At 71.6% G+C, this 17,553-nt stretch carries 17 protein-coding genes; 8 read left to right on the top strand and 9 right to left on the bottom strand.

Features of this window, described 5'->3' with window-relative positions; translation table 11 throughout:
• Positions 1-2 precede the first annotated feature (2 nt).
• From fxlM to CACI_RS25755, 3 genes are all read right to left on the bottom strand, one after another.
• Positions 3-1,754, bottom strand: coding sequence for a methyltransferase, FxLD system (fxlM, locus tag CACI_RS25765; RefSeq protein ID WP_083795825.1), 1,752 nt, complete (start codon positions 1,752-1,754; stop codon positions 3-5).
• Positions 1,755-1,868: 114 nt separating this feature from the next.
• Positions 1,869-2,468: a hypothetical protein gene (locus tag CACI_RS53615; RefSeq protein WP_015793797.1), complete on the bottom strand. Its 600-nt coding sequence runs from the start codon at positions 2,466-2,468 to the stop codon at positions 1,869-1,871.
• 2 nt (positions 2,469-2,470) lie between these two features.
• Entirely contained in the window at positions 2,471-3,769 is a 1,299-nt protein-coding gene (locus tag CACI_RS25755; RefSeq protein WP_015793796.1) for an MFS transporter, read from the bottom strand.
• Positions 3,770-3,945: 176 nt separating this feature from the next.
• Here CACI_RS25755 and CACI_RS25750 point away from each other — a divergent pair, with 176 nt between their 5' ends.
• From CACI_RS25750 to CACI_RS25735, 4 genes are all read left to right on the top strand, one after another.
• A complete protein-coding gene (locus tag CACI_RS25750; protein ID WP_015793795.1) occupies positions 3,946-4,764 on the top strand; it encodes a hypothetical protein in 819 nt (272 codons plus the stop codon).
• 199 nt (positions 4,765-4,963) lie between these two features.
• A complete protein-coding gene (locus tag CACI_RS52780; protein WP_015793794.1) occupies positions 4,964-7,345 on the top strand; it encodes an acyltransferase family protein in 2,382 nt (793 codons plus the stop codon).
• Positions 7,342-7,929: a GNAT family N-acetyltransferase gene (locus CACI_RS52775; protein WP_015793793.1), complete on the top strand. Its 588-nt coding sequence runs from the start codon at positions 7,342-7,344 to the stop codon at positions 7,927-7,929. Before CACI_RS52780 ends, CACI_RS52775 begins: the two co-directional genes overlap by 4 nt.
• Before the next feature lie 100 nt (positions 7,930-8,029).
• Positions 8,030-8,803, top strand: coding sequence for a dienelactone hydrolase family protein (locus tag CACI_RS25735; protein ID WP_015793792.1), 774 nt, complete (start codon positions 8,030-8,032; stop codon positions 8,801-8,803).
• On the opposite strand, the gene CACI_RS25730 is transcribed toward CACI_RS25735, so the two are convergent.
• From CACI_RS25730 to CACI_RS25720, 3 genes are read right to left on the bottom strand one after another with little or no spacing between them, the layout of a single operon-like run.
• Complete coding sequence (locus CACI_RS25730) at positions 8,787-9,338, bottom strand: TlpA family protein disulfide reductase (RefSeq protein WP_049871705.1); 552 nt, start codon at positions 9,336-9,338, stop codon at positions 8,787-8,789. The two genes, CACI_RS25735 and CACI_RS25730, sit on opposite strands and share 17 nt — an antisense overlap.
• Before the next feature lie 59 nt (positions 9,339-9,397).
• On the bottom strand, positions 9,398-10,075 hold the full coding sequence (locus tag CACI_RS25725; RefSeq protein WP_015793790.1) for a response regulator: 678 nt from the start codon (positions 10,073-10,075) through the stop codon (positions 9,398-9,400).
• Complete coding sequence (locus CACI_RS25720) at positions 10,059-11,240, bottom strand: GAF domain-containing sensor histidine kinase (RefSeq protein ID WP_015793789.1); 1,182 nt, start codon at positions 11,238-11,240, stop codon at positions 10,059-10,061. Before CACI_RS25720 ends, CACI_RS25725 begins: the two co-directional genes overlap by 17 nt.
• Before the next feature lie 147 nt (positions 11,241-11,387).
• Here CACI_RS25720 and CACI_RS25715 point away from each other — a divergent pair, with 147 nt between their 5' ends.
• From CACI_RS25715 to CACI_RS25705, 3 genes are all read left to right on the top strand, one after another.
• Positions 11,388-12,167: an SDR family NAD(P)-dependent oxidoreductase gene (locus CACI_RS25715; protein WP_015793788.1), complete on the top strand. Its 780-nt coding sequence runs from the start codon at positions 11,388-11,390 to the stop codon at positions 12,165-12,167.
• Position 12,168: 1 nt separating this feature from the next.
• Positions 12,169-13,326 (top strand): S-adenosylmethionine:tRNA ribosyltransferase-isomerase, encoded by a 1,158-nt coding sequence (locus tag CACI_RS25710; protein WP_015793787.1) that lies wholly within the window; start codon positions 12,169-12,171, stop codon positions 13,324-13,326.
• A gap of 180 nt (positions 13,327-13,506) precedes the next feature.
• The gene (locus tag CACI_RS25705; protein ID WP_015793786.1) at positions 13,507-14,334 is read left to right on the top strand and encodes a GOLPH3/VPS74 family protein; all 828 of its coding nucleotides are present in this window, start codon (positions 13,507-13,509) and stop codon (positions 14,332-14,334) included.
• Positions 14,335-14,399: 65 nt separating this feature from the next.
• Here CACI_RS25705 and CACI_RS25700 read toward each other — a convergent pair whose 3' ends face one another.
• Positions 14,400-15,035, bottom strand: coding sequence for a TetR/AcrR family transcriptional regulator (locus CACI_RS25700; protein ID WP_015793785.1), 636 nt, complete (start codon positions 15,033-15,035; stop codon positions 14,400-14,402).
• Between the two features lie 102 nt (positions 15,036-15,137).
• Here CACI_RS25700 and CACI_RS25695 point away from each other — a divergent pair, with 102 nt between their 5' ends.
• A complete protein-coding gene (locus tag CACI_RS25695) occupies positions 15,138-15,551 on the top strand; it encodes a PaaI family thioesterase (protein ID WP_015793784.1) in 414 nt (137 codons plus the stop codon).
• A 175-nt stretch (positions 15,552-15,726) separates the two neighbouring features.
• Here CACI_RS25695 and CACI_RS25690 read toward each other — a convergent pair whose 3' ends face one another.
• The gene (locus CACI_RS25690) at positions 15,727-16,191 is read right to left on the bottom strand and encodes a DUF4442 domain-containing protein (RefSeq protein WP_015793783.1); all 465 of its coding nucleotides are present in this window, start codon (positions 16,189-16,191) and stop codon (positions 15,727-15,729) included.
• A 9-nt stretch (positions 16,192-16,200) separates the two neighbouring features.
• Positions 16,201-17,367, bottom strand: coding sequence for a Nickel transporter NicT (locus tag CACI_RS25685; protein WP_015793782.1), 1,167 nt, complete (start codon positions 17,365-17,367; stop codon positions 16,201-16,203).
• Positions 17,368-17,553 lie beyond the last annotated feature (186 nt).

The following is a 17,553-nucleotide window of genomic DNA, read 5'->3' as shown; positions in this document are numbered from 1 at the left end:
GCCTACCCGTTTGGCTGGCTCCGATGCGGGATTTCCGGTTTCGACCAGGTCACGGTGAGTTGGACGTGTTTCTTGACGGCGAGCACGTCGGCGGCGTCCGGGAGCGGGGCGTCGATCGGCCAGGCGGTGATCACGGGACCGGAGCCCGCGCGCTGGTCGCGGTTCCATGCCGCGATGCTGTCGGCGACGGCGGCGGCCAGCTGCGGACCTTGCGGGCCGAAGGCGTGCGCGCCGAGCTCGATGCGTCCGTCGGGGCAGGCGCGGGCGGTGAGGTGGGCGAAGCCGTCGGGCGTGGCGATCGCGGGAGTGGCGATGGCCAGGGCCGGTTCGAGGGGTTCGGTGCCTGGGGCGCCAGGCGGTCCGGGGACGGCGGGGGCTCCGGGGACGTTGACGGAGAGCTGGCAGTAGCCGGGGAAGTCGGTCGCGAGCCACAGCGGCAGGGTGTCCCAGGGCTCCCAGCGCCAGACTCGGACGCCGGACCACCGCTCGGCGCGGGGGGCGTGGCGCAGATGCGCCTCGATCTGCGCTGCGGTGGGGATGGCGCCGCTGTCGTCGGTGTCGATGGTGAGGTCGCCGTGGTTGAGGGCGAGCCCTTGGTCGGGACGGCTGCCAGCGCCCTGCATCTTGACGAAGCCGCACAGACGTGCCGAGCGGCTGACGAGGTGGTCGTCCACGCGGTCGAAGGCGATGGAGCGGGTCATGCCGCGCAGGAGGAGGGGCACGACGATGCGACCGTGCGGCGTCAGCTGCCTGATCCAGGCCGGCGGCAGATCCCAGGCCTCGACGGTCACGACGATCCGGTCGTACGGCGCACCCTCGGGCACGCCGCCCTCGGCATCAGCAGTCACGACACGCACGTCGGCGTACCCGGCCTCATCAAGGCAGCGGCGGGCACGCTCAGTCACCACCGGATCGATATCGATGGTCGTGACCTCACCATCAGGCCCGGCAAGCTCAGCCATGAGCGCAGCGTTGTAGCCACCAGAACCGATCTCCAGCAGCCGCATCCCCGGCCGAATCTCCGCCTGCTCCAACATGATCGCCTGTATGTCCGGCGCACTCACCGAACTGGTAGGCACCCCGAACTCATCCCGCTTCACGAACACAACCTGATTCGCATAAGCACGCTCCAACGCCAACCCCGGCGTGAACACATGCCGCGGCACAACCCGCACCGCCGCCGCAACCTCCGCCGTACTGACAGCACCCTCAGCCACCAGCCGGTCAGCGAGCGCACCACGAAACGCAGCCGCCCTGGCATTCTGAGCGACCCGGTGCTTCGACCGACGCCGCGGATCACGCCCAGAGCCAGAGCCAGAGCCAGAAGCTGAACCTGGACCACCGCCGGAGCCACGCCCAGCGTCAGGGTTCGGCCCGGAACCTGTGCTTGAGCCCGGCCCGGAACCTGTGCTAGAGCCCGAGCCCGACCCTGCGTTAGAGCCGGAGCCGGAGCCGGAGCCGGAGCCCGAGCCGGAGCCCGAGCCCGAGCCCGAGCCCAAGCCGGAGCTTGAGCCGGAGCCGGAGCCGGAGCCGGAGCCGGAGCCGGAGCCTGAGCTTGAGCCAGTGCCAGTGCCAGTGCCAGTGCCAGTGCCAGTGCCAGCGCCTAAGCCCGAGCCTGAGCCCGAGACCGAATCGGCGCTTGAGTCCGGGTCTGTAGCAGCGCTTGAGTCTGAGCTGGCGCGCGAGCGAGAATCTTTGCTGGCGTTGGCGCTGTCGGCAGCGTCGGTGGCGGATTCGGCAGAGTGCTCAGCCATGCCGTCCGGATCCGAGCGCGTACCCTCGCCTCGCCTGCCCGCATCCGAGCGTGCGTCATCGTCGCGCCGTCCCTTGTCCGGGTCCGCCGTTGCCACCTGAGCCACCTCCTCGCATCAGGCTTCTTCCCCCACGGTGTAGAGCGTGTACGCCTTTTCATAGCTAGTTCCCTCCTCTGGGTGCTGCGGTAGTGCGGGGTGGGGCTTCTTGCCGCCGTGGGCGATGGTGCGGATGGCGCCGCGGCTGAGGGGGTGGGCGTGGTGGTCTCGGAGGACCCAGCCTTGGAGGGTGGATGCGTGGGGGGTGGTTCGGGGGCAGGGGTTGCGGCAGGTGCGGAGGATCATGGCTACCGGGGTGCCGGTGAGGGCGCCCAGGACCAGGAGGCTGCCGAAGGTGGTGCCGGCGGCTTCGCGGTCGGGGTGGCGGTGGCGGTGGTGGCGGGGCAGGGGGAGGTCGGCGGCCAGGCCGGGTTCGGCGGGGTGGGCGTGGGCCAGGCAGGTGGCGAGGTGGTCGCCTTCGGGGGCGGTGCGGGTCAGGCGGTCGAGGAGGTCGGCGGCGAGGTGGCGGGCGGTGTCGATGGCGGCGAGGGGGTCCGGTTCGGCTTCGGCGGCGTCCCAGATGGCGCGGCCGGTTCGGCGGCGGACGTGGTCGGGGGAGCGGGTCCATGCGCTGCCGGTGTCGGTGCGGGCGGCGGCGGCGGCTTCGGCGGCGGTCATGGTCAACCTCCTGAGGGGGTGGGCGATGTGACCGGCGGTTGTTCGATCACTGTTTCGATCACCGTAGCCGAGGGTTCCGACAAGTCCGGATCTTCCAGGTCAAGACGCCTCACAGCGGGCAAAGCGAGCATCAGGACCACCGTCGCGAACTGGAACACCGCCCCGAACGCCAGGAACGCCGCCACCCCGAACGCCGCCCCCAACGGGCCCGCGACGACCAGCCCGAGCGGCCCGAGCGCGAACGCGCCGAGCGTCTGGTACGCCGTGATCCGCCCCAGTACCTCGACCGGCACGCGCTGCTGCATCACCGTGGTGTCCAGCGCCGAACCGACCGCGCCGCCGACGCCGGTGACCGCCGCGGCGGCGCACACGAACGGCAGCGGCAGGCTGCTGGCCAGCAGCGCCGGGGTGAACACGTACCCGAACGCGGCGATCACCGAGATCAGGAACGGCCGCCTCGGTCGGCGCCCCAGCAGCGCCAGCCCGCCGACGATCGACCCCGCGCTGTTCGCGGCGAGCACCAGTCCCCACGCCCCGGCGCCGCCCAGCCGGTGTTCGGCCACCACCGGACCCAGCACCAGGTACGGCGCCCAGACCAGCGCGTTGAAGAACCCGAACTGCAGCGTCGTGAGCCACAGCCAGGTCCGGGAGCGGAACTCGTCCCAGCCCTCCCGCAGGTCCCTGATGATCGTCGACCGCTCGCCGGCCTCCGGCTGCGGCACGTGCGAGAGCCGCAGCAGCACCCCGATGCTCACCGCGTAGCTGGCGCTGTCGACGAACAGCACCGACGCCGGACCCGCCGCCCCGCCGAAGACCGCCGCGATCAGCCCGCCGAGCGCCGGCCCGGCCACCCCGGCACCGGACACGGCCACGCTGAGCAGCGCGTTGGCGTCGCTGCGCCGACCGTCCGGGATCAGCCGCGGGATCAGCGCCTGCAGCGACGGGCTGAAGATCCCCTCACCGACCCCCGACAGCACGCTTACCGCGATCATCGCCGTGAGCGTCGCATGCCCGCTCAGCACCAGCGCCCCGAACGCCGCCTGCGCCCCGCAGCGCAGCAGATCGGAGGCGATCATCACCCGCCGCCCCCCGAGCCGGTCGGCGAACACCCCGCCGAGCAGCAGAAGCAGCACCACCGGCACGATCCGCGCCGCCATCACCCACCCCAGCCCGCCCGCCCCCACGCCGGTGTGCAGCACGGCGAAAGCGATGGCGACCGGCGCCATAGCGCTGCCGAGCTTGGAGGTCAGGTAGCCGGTGAAGAACCAGCGGAAATCTTTGTCCGCGAGCGCGGAGAACATTCGAGACACAGGACGGAGCGTCGCCGCTTCGCACAAGCCCGCTCAAGGGTTTTCTGCGCCGAAGTTGAGTCTCTTTGCCTAAAGGTTATAGAGAGTCGATTTCGCCGCAGTAAATAGCTACCTTGACCTTTCGTATTACACTTCTTCGAGAGGGTCGGAACGGCAGGGGTGAGAGCTTGTTTACTGCGGTAACTTCGGAATGCGCACCGCCGGTCGAATACGCGGTCGCGGTCGAACGCTTCCTGGTGTCCGCGGGCTTGAGCACCGCTTCGCAGCGGATTTATCGCATAGCCCTGACCACCTGGTCCTGGATGCTCGTCGAGCGTGAATCCCCGGTCGGCGCCGCCCGCCGGGGCGCGGCGGCGCCGGTGGTCCCGCTCGGGCTGCTCGACAGCGCGACGGCACCGTCCCGCCTCGAAGCCGGATTCGCTGCACGGGAGGCGGCCGTCGGCGCCCGCACCGCGAACCGCGAACTGGCGATCCTGCGCAGCGCCCTGTCATGGTGGCGCGCCCGGGAATGGGTCACCTCCGACCCCACCTCCGCGATCCGCCGGCGGATCGCGACCGCTCCGAGCATCGAAACGCTCACCGACGACCAGGCGCGCGCCGTCCTGCGGCTCCGCGCGCCCCTGCGCGAACAAGCCCTGTGGCACGCGGTCTACGACAGCGGCGGCGGCATCGAACGCATCCTCGCCCTCGACGTCCCGGACCTGGACCCGAACGGCCGCCGCACCCGCCCCCGCCTACCCGGCGAACCACTGCACTGGCGCGCCGCCACCGGAACCCTGCTGGCCCTGCTGGCAGCGGGCCGCCCCTCCGGACCACTGTTCCTGACCGACCGGCGCGCGCCCGCCGACACCCTCGCCCGCGACCGGTGCGCGGTGACCGGACGCGGACGCCTGTCCTACCGCCGCGCAGCCGAGCTGTTCACGGCGGCGACGCAAGGGCTTGATACAGCGGGGCGGGGATGGACCCTCCGTCAGCTGCGCCGGTGAGCAGGTTCTGCGAAGAAACGACTGTCCTATAACCCTCCCTATCGGCCTCGTCTCCGCTGGACGGGTGATTCGGCTCCGCAGTCCTCCTGAACCGCGTTAACGGTCGGGCGAAATGGGTGCATAAGGGGGTGTGCCCTGGAGCGAGGGGCACGGCGTGCCTCCGGGTTCGTCTGGGCGGACGGCTGAGTGAGGCGGACCCATGGAGCCTGATGAGAGGGCGCGGCCGCTTCCGCGTCATCGCTTCGTCGAGTTGCCGGTGTTCGGCACCGCCTCAGGGCGGCGCGGGAGCGGCGGCTCGGACGCGGGTACAGCGCGGACCGACGGAGCCGCCGAGCTGAGGTCGATCGCCGGCCTCGAAGCCTCGACGGAGGCTGACACGCCCCTGCGTGCCGGGCCCGAAGCGGGAGAGTCCTTAGCGCCGCAGCCCGCCACCGCCCGCATCCCGGCCCTCGACGGCCTCCGCGCGGTCGCCGTCGCCGCCGTCCTGCTCTACCACGCGGGCCTGACCCGCTTCCGTGGCGGGTTCCTCGGCGTCGACGTCTTCTTCGTCCTGTCCGGCTACCTCATCACCGGCCTGCTCGCCCGCGAATACCTCGCGACCGGCGCCGTCGCCCTGCGCCGCTTCTACCACCGCCGCGCGCGCCGTCTGCTGCCGGCGCTGTTCGTCGTCCTGGCGGCGGTGTGCGCCTACGTGGTGCTGTGGCTGCCGAGCGAAGCCGCGAGCTTCCGCAGCGACGCCACCGCCTCGGTGTTCTACGTGACCAACTGGTGGTTCGTCGCCCACGGGCAGTCCTACTTCGGCGGCACCGGACGCCCGAGCCTGCTGCTGCACCTGTGGTCGCTGGCGGTCGAGGAGCAGTTCTACGTCGTCTGGCCCGCGTTCCTGCTGGTCGCGCTCGGCCGGTCGCCGCATTCGCGGGGGTCCGGGAACGGCGAGCTAACCGAACGTACCGCGCGCGCCGAACGCGCCGAACGCCTCAGAGCCCTGTGGCGCGCCGTCGGCTGGGCCACGCTGCTCGCCGCCTGCTCGGTCGGCCTGACCGTCCTGCTCTACTCGCCGTGGCGCGACCCCTCCCGCGTCTACTACGGCACCGACACCCGTGCCCTCGAGCTGCTGATCGGCGTCCTGGCAGCGCTCCTGCAGATCGCCCGCGAGAAGCCGCGCGAGCAGGCGGAAGCGGAAACGCAAAGTCGGCCGCAGCCGCAGCCGACAGCGAACAACGCACGCCGCATCGCCACCGAATCCGCGTCCTTCCTCACCCTGGCCGGCATCCTGTGGGCCTTCGCCGCCGTCCCGGCGACCTCGTCCGCGCTCTACCCGGTCGGCCTGATCGCGGTGTCCGTCGCCTCGGCGGTGCTCATCAGGACCCTGGTCGCCGGGACCGCGGTGTCCGGGCTGCTGTCCGGCCGGCTGTTCGTCTGGCTCGGCGAACGCTCCTACGCGCTCTATCTGTGGCACTGGCCGATCTTCGACATCACCCGCCCCGGCGCCGACGTCACCTGGGCGCCGCAGACCGTGCTGCTGGTGCGCGTCCTGGCCTCCGTGGTGCTCGCCGACCTCACCTACCGCTACATCGAGACGCCGATCCGCCACGGCGCCCTCGGCCGTGCCGCCGACCGCGCCCGCGAGGCGTTCGGCAGGCGGGAACTCGGGCTGCCGCTGGCGACCGCCGGCTCGGCGCTGGCGGTCGTCGCGGCGTGCGCCATGCTCGCCGACACGCTGGTCACGACCGCCGCCGCGCACCCTGCCGACGCCAAGGCGGTCGCCGTCGACAACCGTCCCGCCGCCGCCCTCGACGAGCCGCACGGCGCCGCCGCACAGCCGCAGCCGCAACCCCAGCCGCACACTGCCGTCGCCGGCGCCACCCCCGCCTACCCGACCGCCCTCCCGCCGCGCCCGGCGCATCCGCCGCGCGTGGCCCTGATCGGCGACTCGCAGGGCATGACCCTGTACCTCAACCGCCCGCCGGACACCGCCGGCTACCTCCGCCTGCTGGACGACACCACCGAGGGCTGCGACTTCCTCGGCGGCCGGATCAGCAGCGGCGCCGGCGACCGCCGCGACCTGGACGCCGAATGCGGCGGCACGGTCGCCAAGTGGGCCTCGCGCGTCACCCGCGACCACGCCGACACCGCGCTGCTGATGGTCGGCGCCTGGGACCTGTTCGACGAGCAGGTGGACGGCGCCGCCCTGCCGTTCGGCACCGCCGGCTGGGACGCCTACTTCGACACCCGGCTGGCCGCCGCCGTCAGCACCCTGAAGGCCACCGGCCTGCCGCAGCTCGACCTGGCGCTGCTGCCCTGCTACCGCCCGGTCCACACCAGCGGCAGCTCCGGCGGCCTGTGGCCCGAGCGCGGCGACGACTCGCGCGTCGCGCACGTCAACGCCCTGCTGTCCGCCTACGCCACCGACCCGGCGCACCACGTCCGCGCCGTGTATCCGCCCGCGCAGTTCTGTCAGGACCCGACGATCGCCGCCAGCCGCTCCTACCGCTGGGACGGTGTCCACTACTACAAGCCCGGCGCGCGTCTATATTTGCGGAACGCGATCCCGCAACTCCTGGAGGCGAAGACGTCGTGATCATCCCGGCGAACCAGGCCGGTTGGCCGGATCTGCAAGCGGTGCTCAGGTCAGCCAACTGCCACGGATGCCGGTGCTACTGCCAGCGCTTCAAGAGTCCCGGCAGCGACTGGAAGAACGTCTCGGACGAGGAACGCGCCTTCCGCCTCCAGACACAGACCTCGTGCGGCGATCCGGACGCCGAGACCACCAGCGGCCTGGTCGCCTACCGCGACGGCGAGGCGGTCGGCTGGGTCTCGGTCGAGCCGCGCACCGCGTTCCGCGCGCTGCGCCGCAGCCGGGTCCTGTGGCCGGGCCGGGACGAGGACAAGGACGACGCGGCCGTGTGGGCGGTGACCTGCTTCCATATCCGCCCCGGCCATCGCAGGCAGGGCATCGCCGGCGAGCTCGCGCTGGCCACGGTGCCCTTCGCCCGCGACCGGGGCGCCAAGGCGCTGGAGGCCTATCCGATGGTCACCGAGCCCGGCGATCCCGTGCCGTGGGGCGAGGCGCACGTCGGGACCAGGGCGATGTTCCAGGACGCCGGGTTCGTCGAGGTCAGTCGTCCGACGCCGCGGCGGGTCGTGATGCGCGTCGACTTCTGACGCCGCCGGCCCGGCCACAGCCGTGACCTGTGACCCGTGATCCGCATCCCGCCGCCCCGCGTCCCCGCCCCCCGCCTCAGTGACGATCGAAGGAGAAACCGTGCCCACAGCCGAGTTCGAGATCCCCACCCTGGACGGCCAGGCTGATGCCTTCGCCGCGTTCCCCGACGGCGGCGAACGGCATCCCGGGGTGCTGCTCTACATGGACATCTTCGGCATCCGGCCGGAGCTGGAGCGCAGAGCACGCGAGCTGGCTGTGCACGGTTACTACGTCCTGGTCCCGAACGTGTTCTACCGCCACGGACCGGCGCCGCTGATCGAACTCCCCGATTTCGTGGGGGAGGAGGCGCGGCCCAGGGCGGTGGCGCAGCTGATGCCGGTGCTGCAGGCGCACACCACCGACCGGATCCTGCGCGATGCCGAGGCCTACGTGCGCTTCCTGACCAGTCGGCCCGAGGTGAGTCCCGGCCCGATCGCGGTCGTCGGCTACTGCATGGGCGGCCGTCTGGCGCTGCGGACGGCTGCGGCGCACCGGGACCAGGTCGCCGCCGTCGCCGCGTTCCACGCGGGCAAGCTGCTCAGCGACGCGCCCGACAGCCTGCACCTGGACGTCATCCCGGCGATCACCGCCGACATCCACCTCGGCCACGCGGCGACGGACATGGAGCCCGAGGCTGTCAGGGAACTGAATCGGGTGCTGGATGGAACCGGGGTCTCCTACACCTCGGAGATCTACCCCGACACCATCCACGGCTTCACGATGTCCGACACCACCGCCTTCAACCCCGCCGGGTTGGAGCAGCACTGGGACCGGCTGCTCTCGCTGCTCGCGGGGGCGTTTCCGGGTTCTGATCCCGCTACTGCTCCGCGATGACCGGACCGAGCGCCGCGGACAGGGCGTTGTAGTCCACGGGGCGCAGTGACCGCCAGGCCAGGTCGCCGTTCTTGTCGATGATCAGCGTCGAGGGGACCGAGCCCAGGGAGGTGATCCCGGCGAGCTTGGTGAGCAGCTTCTCGTCGACGCCGTCGACCAGGTTCGGGTAGCCGATCTGCTTGGCCTTGACGAACGCCCGCGCCTGTCCGGTGTTGTCATCGCCCGCGTCGATGCCGACGAACCGCACGCCCTTGTCCTTGTACGTCTCGTAGGCGTGCTCCAGGTACGGAGCCTCCGCCTCGCAGCTGTCGCACCACGACGCCCAGATGTTCATGACCACGATCTGGCCCTTGTACGAGCTCAGATCGAGCTGGGCGCCGTCGAGGGTGGTCCCGGAGAGCACCGGGAACGGCTTGCGGTGGTCGGCCGCGATGGCGCCGGCCGTCCCCAGACCCGCCGCGTTCTTCGGGCCCGCGCCACCGCAGGCGGCCAGCCCGACAGCCAGCACGGTGGCCGTGGATATGGCGACCGCCAAGCGTGTTTTGTGGCTCCTGTGCTGCACGCGGAAAGTCTTGCATGCGGCGTCCACGCGCCTTACGTCAGGGGGCGCTGATCCTCCGGCGCGATCCCGTGCCGCACCGCCCACAGCGCGGCCTGCGTCCGGTCCGCGACGCCGAGCTTCATCAGGATGTTGGAGACGTGCGTCTTGACCGTCTTCTCGGCCAACACCAGCGCCCGCGCGATCTCGCGGTTCGCGCGTCCCTGGGCGATCAGCACCAGCACCTCGCGCTCGCGCGCGGTGAGCGCCGGCGCCTGCGGGCCCTGGTCGGCCGCGCCGTTGCTGCCGGAGTCCAGCAGTGCGGTGGCGACCTCGGGTTCCAGGAGGACGTGCCCGGCGTGGACCGAGCGGACCGCGGCCGCCAGCGCCGCCGGGTCGACGTCCTTGTAGACGTAGCCGCGCGCGCCGGCGCGGATCGCCGGGATGATCATCCGGCGGTCGGTGAAGCTGGTCACGACCAGGACCCGGGCCGTGGAGCCGGCCTCGCGCAGCAGCTCCATCGCCCCGACGCCGTCCACGCCGGGCATCACCAGGTCCAGCAGGATGACGTCCGGCTCGAGCTCGGCGGCCCGCTCGGCGCACTCCGCGCCGTCCGCCGCCTCGCCGGCGACCTCGATGCCCTCCTGCAGCTCCAGAAACGTGCGCAGGCCCTGGCGGACCATGCGGTGGTCGTCCGCGATCAACACCCTGATGACCTCAGGCCGCACGCCCACGGTCCACCTCCAGCCGGATCGTCGTCCCCGCGCCGGGCGCCGAGGCGACGTCCAGGCGTCCGCGCACCGATTTGGCGCGGTCCCGCATCGACACCAGGCCCAGGCTGCGGCCGGCGCGGCGGACCGTCGCCGGGTCGAAGCCGGCGCCGTCGTCGACCACTTCCAACAGCGCGCCGCCGCAGGACTTGGCGCCGGCGGGGCAGTGCTCGCGCAGCCGGACGCTGATGGTGGCGGCGTCGGCGTGGCGCAGCGCGTTGTGCAGCGCTTCCTGCGCGACCCGCAGCAGCACCTCTTCGGCCGCCGGCGACAGGGCTTTGACATCCTCGCCCTCGAAGGTCACCCGCGGGCCGCCGGCGGTCTGGTTCACCCGGTCCAGCACCTCGACGTGCTTGCGCAGCGTCACCGCCAGCCCGTCCTCCTCCAGCTCGGCCGGGCGCAGCTCGACCACCACCGAGCGCAGCTCCTCGGCGGCCTCCTTGGCCAGCGTCGCGACCTGCTCCAGCTCCGCGCGGGCGCGCGCCGGGTCGGTGTCCAGGACCTCGGCGGCGGCTTGGGAGGTCAGGCGGAGCGCGAACAGCTTCTGGGCGACGGCGTCGTGCAGCTCGCGGGCCAGGCGGTTGCGCTCGCGGGTGATCGCCAGCTCGCGTTCGCGCTCGTAGAGGCGGGCGTGGCGCAGCGCGATGGCGGCGTGGCCGGCCAGCACGCCGAGCAGTTCCTCGTCGTCCTTGGTGAAGCCGCCGTCCTTGTTGGCCAGGAACAGCGCGCCGAGGATCTCATCGCCGTCGCGGATCTGCTGGCCCAGGAAGGCGTCCATCTCCGGGTGCGCCTTGGGCCACCAGCGGAAGCGCGGGTCCTCGCGGACGTCGGCGAGCCGCTGCGGCGCCGGGTCCTGGAGCATCACGGCGAGCATGCCGTGCTGGCGGGGGAGCGGTCCGATCGCGGCCCACTGCTCGTCGGAGACGCCGTCCACGAGGAACTGCGCGAAGCTGCCCGCGCCGTCCGGGATGCCCAGGGCCGCGTACTCGGCGCCGATCAGCTCGCGGGCGGTGGCCACGATGGTCTGCAGCACCTCGTCGGTGGCGAGGTGGCGGCTGACCGCGAGGACGGCCGCGGACAGGCGGCGCATGGTGTCCAGCGCGTTCTGGGGGCTCGTCCGCTCGTTCATACCGCCACGGTATCGCCGATGATCGGCGCGCCCCATCGGGCGCGGGACCGGTCGGCCCTAGGTCTGTAGACGTAGGGCCAAGGGCGGTGCACGATTCCGGTCCCGCGCCCGATCCGCCCCGCCGCGGCGCGGAGCAGGGTGAGGGGCATGAACTCGACTACGAAGCAGACCGAGAACGCCGGACGCGTCCCGGCCGGCGCCTGGAGCGGCAACCCGGTCGCCGTCATCACCGGCGCCTCCCAGGGCCTGGGCCTGGCACTGGCCCGCGGCCTGGCCGAGCGCGGCTGGTCCCTGGTCATCGACGCCCGGACCGCCGACCGGCTGGCCGCCGCGCACGCCGAGCTGGCGGCGCTCACCACGGTCGTCGCGCTGTCCGGCGACGTCACCGACGACGCCCACCGCGCCGACCTCGCCGAGGCGGCCTCCGAACTCGGCGGCGCCAGCCTGCTGGTGAACAACGCCTCCAGCCTCGGCGGCTCGCCGCTGCCGGCCCTCGCGCACTTCCCGCTGGCGGCGCTGGAGCAGACCTTCGCGGTGAACGTGGTGGCGCCGCTGGCGCTCACCCAGCTGCTGCTGCCGCAGCTGCGCCAGCACGGCGGCGAGGTCGTCAACATCTCCTCCGACGCCGCCGTCGAGCCCTACGAGGGCTGGGGCGGGTACGGCGCGTCCAAGGCCGCGCTGGACCATGCCACGGCGATCTTCGGGCTGGAGGAGCCGCAGGTGCGGATCTGGGCGGTGGATCCCGGCGACCTGCAGACGCAGATGCACCAGGACGCCTTCCCCGGCGAGGACATCAGCGAGCTGCCGCTGCCGGCGACCGTGGTGCCGGCCTTTCTGCGGCTGATCGACGAGCGGCGGCCGTCGGGGCGGTATCAGGCCTCCGACCTGCTGCCCCGGTCCGCCGCGGCTGATGTGGAGGTGAGCTGAGATGTCGATAGTGCTGCACGAGCCCTCTGTTGTGAACGCTGCTGTGCCGTCTGAGGAATCGGCGATCCCTCCAGGTCCCCTGGGCACCGGGTTCCGCGTCTCCTCCGACCTGCTGGCCCGCAAGCCCGCCGAGGCGCGCGGCCTGGACCGGGACGGCGTGCGGCTGCTGGTCGCGCGGGGACGCGGCGCCGACGACCCCGAGGTCGCGCACTACGTGTTCTCCGACCTGCCGGACGTCCTGGAGCCCGGCGACCTGCTGGTCGTGAACAACTCCGGCACGCTGCCCGCCGCGCTGGACGCCGTGGACCCCGACTCCGGCACGCGGGTGGTGCTGCACGTCTCGACCGGCACGCCGCAGGACCCGGACGCCTGGATCGTCGAGCTGCGCCGGCCGATGGCGGACGGCTCGACCAGGCCGTTCGCCCTGGGCCCGGATTCGCAGGACCCGGACAGCCCGGCGACCCCCGGCCTGCGCCTGCGCGTGACCGGCGGCGCGACGGTGACCCTGCTGCGCCCCTACACCCGCCGCCTGTGGGTGGCCCGCCTGGACCTGGGCATGTCGGTCGCCGACTACCTGACCCGGCACGGCCGCGCCATCCGCTACGACTACGTCGACCGCGACTGGCCGATCACGGCCTACCAGACCGTGTTCGCCGCCATCCCCGGCAGCGCCGAGATGCCCAGCGCCGCCCGCCCCTTCTCCACCGACGTGGTCGCCCGCCTGGTCGCCAAGGGCGTCTACATCGCACCGATCACCCTGCACACCGGTGTCGCCTCACCCGAGGCCCACGAGAAGCCCTACGCGGAGTGGTACTCGGTCCCCGAGGCGACCGCAGAGCTGGTCAACCACGTCCGAGCCCGCGGCGGCCGCGTCATCGCCATCGGCACCACAGCAGTCCGCGCCCTGGAATCGGTCGCCGACGAGGAGGGGACGGTCCACCCCGGCCAAGGCTGGACCGAGCTGATCATCACACCGCAACGCGGTGTCCGCGCCGTCGACGGCCTCCTGACCGGCTTCCACGAGCCGGAAGCCTCACACCTGCTGATGCTGACCGCGATCGCCGGGCCACGCCTGATCCGCGCCAGCTACGACGCGGCGCTGGCAGCGCGGTACCTGTGGCACGAGTTCGGGGATGTGAACCTGCTGCTGCGGCGCTGAGGCGCTGAGGCGCGCAGGAACCGAGCGCGTCATTGCGGCATCACCGGAGGGGAGCGAGCCCGGCATCCACAGGGGTGCCGGGTTCGCTGTGACCGGGACCAGTCGTCCGAGCAGGGGTGAGCTGTAGCTCAGAGCGCTGATCTATGGCTTAGGGCGCCACGCGCGTCTAACCTCAGAGTTATGACACTGGGGGAGGATCTCCTACTGCTCGCCATCCATCCGCGCAGCGGCAGGATCCGGAACGTCGAGCGCATGTCGCCCGCGCTGCGCGCCGTGGAACTGCTGGAGCTGAGCCTGGCCGGGCGAGTGGCGGTGGAGGAGGGCCGGATCGCGACCAAGGACGCCTCGCCGGTCGGCCATCGATTGGTGGACCACGCCTTGCACTCGCTGAGCTCCGAGGCGAAGCCGCCGAAGGTCGAGGAGTGGCTGCGGGGGCAGCGCGCGTCGGGTGAGTCCGAAGCGGCGCTGGGCCAGTACGTCGCGCTGCTGGGACGTCAGCAGGTGATCCGGGTCGAGCGCCGCGCACAGGGCCTGGCCAGATACACGCACATCACGGTGCGCGATCAAGAACGGGTGTCCTCGGCGCGCGCCCGGATCGATCGCGTGGCGCACGGCGAGGTGTCCGCGACCGCTGACGACCACGCGCTGGCCGGCATCGTCCACGCCTGCGGCCTGGGTCCCTGTCTGTACCGCGGGCCGCATCGGCTGGTGGCGCGCAGGCGGCTGGCCCGGTTCGCCGTTCCCGAGGAAGTCACCGAGAGCATGCGCGCCGCGGCGACGGCTGCCGACGCCGAATTGGCGGCGGCTGTGGCCGAGGCGCTGTCCAGCGGCATCGCGAAGATGACCAAAGAACTGACGACGGTTCTACGCCTGGAGTACCGGCTCGACACGTACAGCTCGCACGGCTCCGGCGGAGGCCACCACCATCACACGCCGACCGACTTCGGCTCGCATTCCGGCCACCACGCGGGTTCGGGCGGCTTCGGCGGCGGCGGCCATCACGGTTGACGCGCCCGCCGGAGCGCGCGGGCTCGACTCCTGGGCCTGCTCACCGGCGTAGTCGCCATCCCGGCTCAGTCTTCCGCCGACAACCCCGCCACGAACGCGACGATCTGCGGCCGCAGTTCCGGCAGCGACTTGATCTCCCCGGCGTTGATCTGCTCGGTCACCAGGCCGCTGACGGCTCCGGTGACGGCGCGCGCCACGAACAGCGGGTCCAGGCCGCCGCGCCAGGGGCGGCCGATGGTGACGGCTTCGGCCAGGATCGCGGCGAAGGCTTCGGCGCGGGCCAGGCGGCGGGAGACGGCGGGGTAGCCGGCGGCGTAGATCTCGATCATGAAGATGCGGGCCAGGGTCGGGTTGGCGGCCAGGGCTCCCAGGTAGGCCTCGATGATGCGGTCCAGGCGTTGCAGCGCCGGGTCCTTCGGGGAGCCGAGGGAGTGCTCGATGAGCAGGGCGAAGCGGTCCGCCGAGCGGTCGAAGGCGGCCAGGAAGCAGTCCTGCTTGTCGGTGAAGTGCTCGTAGAACGTCTGGCGGGAGATGCGGGCCCGCGACAGCACCGCGCCGACCGTCGCCGCGGCGTACCCGCGCTCGGCCACGACCTCCAGCATCCCGTTCAGGAGCCGCGTGCGTTGCGCCGCGCTGACCTCCTCGCGGCTCAGGCCGTGGTTGCCGCGCGGCAACGGTGCGGGCAGGGTGTCGGGATCCACGGCAGGAATCTACGCCACCGGGAACCTTGCCGGGATCTCACGGGGACCCCACCCCGCCCGCCGATTTGACGCCGGGCTCTGCGATCCGCTCAATGGACCTCCATGGTCACCCTCGACATCGGAACGGCGCGCATGGTGTTAGCCGCGCAGCCGTTCAGCGTTTTGCTCGGGGCCCGGCTGGAGGTCTTCGAAAAGGGGCGCGCGATCCTAGCGGTCCCCATGCGCGAAAACCTCAAGCAGCAGAACGGGTTCCTGCACGGCGGAGTCCTCGCCTACGCGGCGGACAACGCCATCACCTTCGCGGCCGGCTCGACGCTCGGCCCGGAGGTACTCACCAGCGGAGTCACCATCAGCTATGTGCGGCCGGCGTCCGGGGTGACGCTGCGGGCCGAGGCTGAGGTCACCTACACCGGACGACGCCAGGCCGTGTGCCGGTGCGACCTGTACGCCGTGGCGGAGGACGGCGCACGGGTCCTCAGCGCGGTGGCCCAGGGTTCGGTGCTCTGTGTGTCCTGACGGTGAATCAGTTCCCTGACCAGGTGCGGCCCGCCGGAGCGAAGATCGTCCGGCGGGCTCGCTGGCAAATTGGGAAGCAACCTTTTGCGCTCTCGCGACGTTTTATATGTGAGTGAAACCTGCGACGCGCAGCGTCTCCTTAACGGGTGGTGGTGGGCGACGGGTGGGCGGGTATTCAGTTATTGGGCCGCAGGGTCCAGATGATGGTCATCTCGCCGGTGACGGCTGCGTCGTTGTCGCGCTGGATGGCGACGTGGATGGGGAACTCGGGGCGGGTGCCGCCCTTGAGCTCGGCCAGGATGTCGTCGACCGGTCGCCCGAGCGTGGCGGTGGCCGTGATGTCGCCGCGCGCGACCTTCTTGAAGTCGATGGTGGCGGTGGTGGGCAGGGGAGTGGCTTCAGCCATGAGGTGGCCGAACGCGGCGGCGACGATCGCGCCGGAGGCGGATTCCGCCAGCGTGAACATCGCGCCGGCGTGGGGTCCGCCGATGTGGTTCCGATACGGCGCCTGGTCGCGGAACTTCAGCACGGCGCGCTCCGGCGCGACCTCGACGTACTCCAGGGCCAGCGTGCCGACCATGGGGACGGCGGCGGTCAGGAAGGCGCCGACGTCGAAAGGCTCTTGCTCTGCTGCGGTCATGCCATGATCCTACTGGTCGGTAACATCCTCGGCCACCGGCAGCGCCGCGGTCCACTTCTGCTCGATCCGGCCGAACTTCCACACCGCCACGGCGGCCAGCCACACCAGCAGGAACATGCCCACGATGGCGAACCCGATGCTGTTCAGGTCGACGTTGGCGATCCAGTTCCAGAAGCCGCCGGTCAGGTTCAGCTTGTCCTGCAGGATGCTCAGCAGCTCGATGGTGCCGATGATCAGCGCCACGGCCACCGACAGGCCGGTGATCGTGATGTTGTAGAACACCTTGCGCACCGGCTTGGAGAAGGCCCAGCCGTAGGCGAAGTTCATGAACGAGCCGTCGATGGTGTCCAGCAGCGACATGCCCGCGGCGAACAGGACCGGCAGGCACATCACCGCGTACCAGGGCAGCCCCGAGGCCACCGACGTGCCGGCCAGCACCAGCAGCCCGACCTCGGTGACGGTGTCGAAGCCCAGCCCGAACAGCACGCCGACCGGGTAGATCTGCCAGGGCTTGGTCACCGCCTTCATGGCCCGGCCCAGGAACCGGTTCATCAGGCCGCGGTTGTTCAGGTGCTCCTCGAGCGTGGCCTCGTCGAACTCCCCGCGCCGCATCTGCCGGAACACCTTCAGGATCCCGACCAGCACCACCAGGTTGATGATCGCGATCAGGTACAGGAACGTGCCGGAGACCGTGGTCCCGATCAGGCCGCCGAAGCTGTGCAGCCCGGACTTGTCATCGCTCAGCTCGACTCCCAGGCCCTTCAGCCCGAGGCCCAGCAGCAGGGTCAGGACGACCACGATCGTGGAGTGCCCCAGGGAGAACCAGAAGCCGACCGACAGCGGGCGCTTGCCCTCGGCCATCAGCTTGCGGGTGGTGTTGTCGATCGCCGCGATGTGGTCGGCGTCGAAGGCGTGCCGCATGCCCAGGGTGTAGGCGGTCAGACCGGTGCCGAAGCCGAACAGGCCGCCCTGCAGCTGGTAGTGGCCCGGGACGACCAGCGCGGCCAGGATGCCCCAGCCGACCACGTGCAGCAGCGCGATGAAGCCGAACATGCCCCCGACCCGTCCCCACTCGGCGGGGGTCAGGCTCGCCCGGATGCGGGCCAGCCGGGATCCGGCCGGCGCGGCCGTCGTGGCCGGGCCCGCGCTGTCGGTGCCTGCTGTGGTCGCGGTCATGGCGCTGGACGCCCCCTACTGCTCGCTGACAGGCCGCCGCCGGGCTCGGCGGCGGGGGAGGACGGCGGCCCGCCCCAGACGCGATTATTTTGCAGTTGCGAAGAGTTCGCAACTACTCGATCCGTCGGCGGGAGGACGCGGACCGTGATGAGAGGTGGATCACGACCGGTTCCTCCGTATATTTTC

This window comes from Catenulispora acidiphila DSM 44928, assembly GCF_000024025.1.
Lineage (GTDB): Bacteria > Actinomycetota > Actinomycetes > Streptomycetales > Catenulisporaceae > Catenulispora > Catenulispora acidiphila.
Note: the sequence above shows the minus strand (reverse complement) of the source record. Positions and strands in the feature narration are given on the sequence as shown.

Bases quoted from the DNA above. Each gene is read 5' to 3' on its own strand.
- fxlM (WP_083795825.1), bottom strand. From the start codon at position 1,754: ATGGCTGAGCACTCTGCCGAATCCGCCACCGACGCTGCCGACAGCGCC.
- CACI_RS53615 (WP_015793797.1), bottom strand. From the start codon at position 2,468: ATGACCGCCGCCGAAGCCGCCGCCGCCGCCCGCACCGACACCGGCAGC.
- CACI_RS25755 (WP_015793796.1), bottom strand. From the start codon at position 3,769: ATGTTCTCCGCGCTCGCGGACAAAGATTTCCGCTGGTTCTTCACCGGC.
- CACI_RS52780 (WP_015793794.1), top strand. From the start codon at position 4,964: ATGGAGCCTGATGAGAGGGCGCGGCCGCTTCCGCGTCATCGCTTCGTC.
- CACI_RS25720 (WP_015793789.1), bottom strand. From the start codon at position 11,240: ATGAACGAGCGGACGAGCCCCCAGAACGCGCTGGACACCATGCGCCGC.
- CACI_RS25715 (WP_015793788.1), top strand. From the start codon at position 11,388: ATGAACTCGACTACGAAGCAGACCGAGAACGCCGGACGCGTCCCGGCC.
- CACI_RS25710 (WP_015793787.1), top strand. From the start codon at position 12,169: ATGTCGATAGTGCTGCACGAGCCCTCTGTTGTGAACGCTGCTGTGCCG.
- CACI_RS25705 (WP_015793786.1), top strand. From the start codon at position 13,507: ATGACACTGGGGGAGGATCTCCTACTGCTCGCCATCCATCCGCGCAGC.
- CACI_RS25695 (WP_015793784.1), top strand. From the start codon at position 15,138: ATGGTCACCCTCGACATCGGAACGGCGCGCATGGTGTTAGCCGCGCAG.
- CACI_RS25690 (WP_015793783.1), bottom strand. From the start codon at position 16,191: ATGACCGCAGCAGAGCAAGAGCCTTTCGACGTCGGCGCCTTCCTGACC.
- CACI_RS25685 (WP_015793782.1), bottom strand. From the start codon at position 17,367: ATGACCGCGACCACAGCAGGCACCGACAGCGCGGGCCCGGCCACGACG.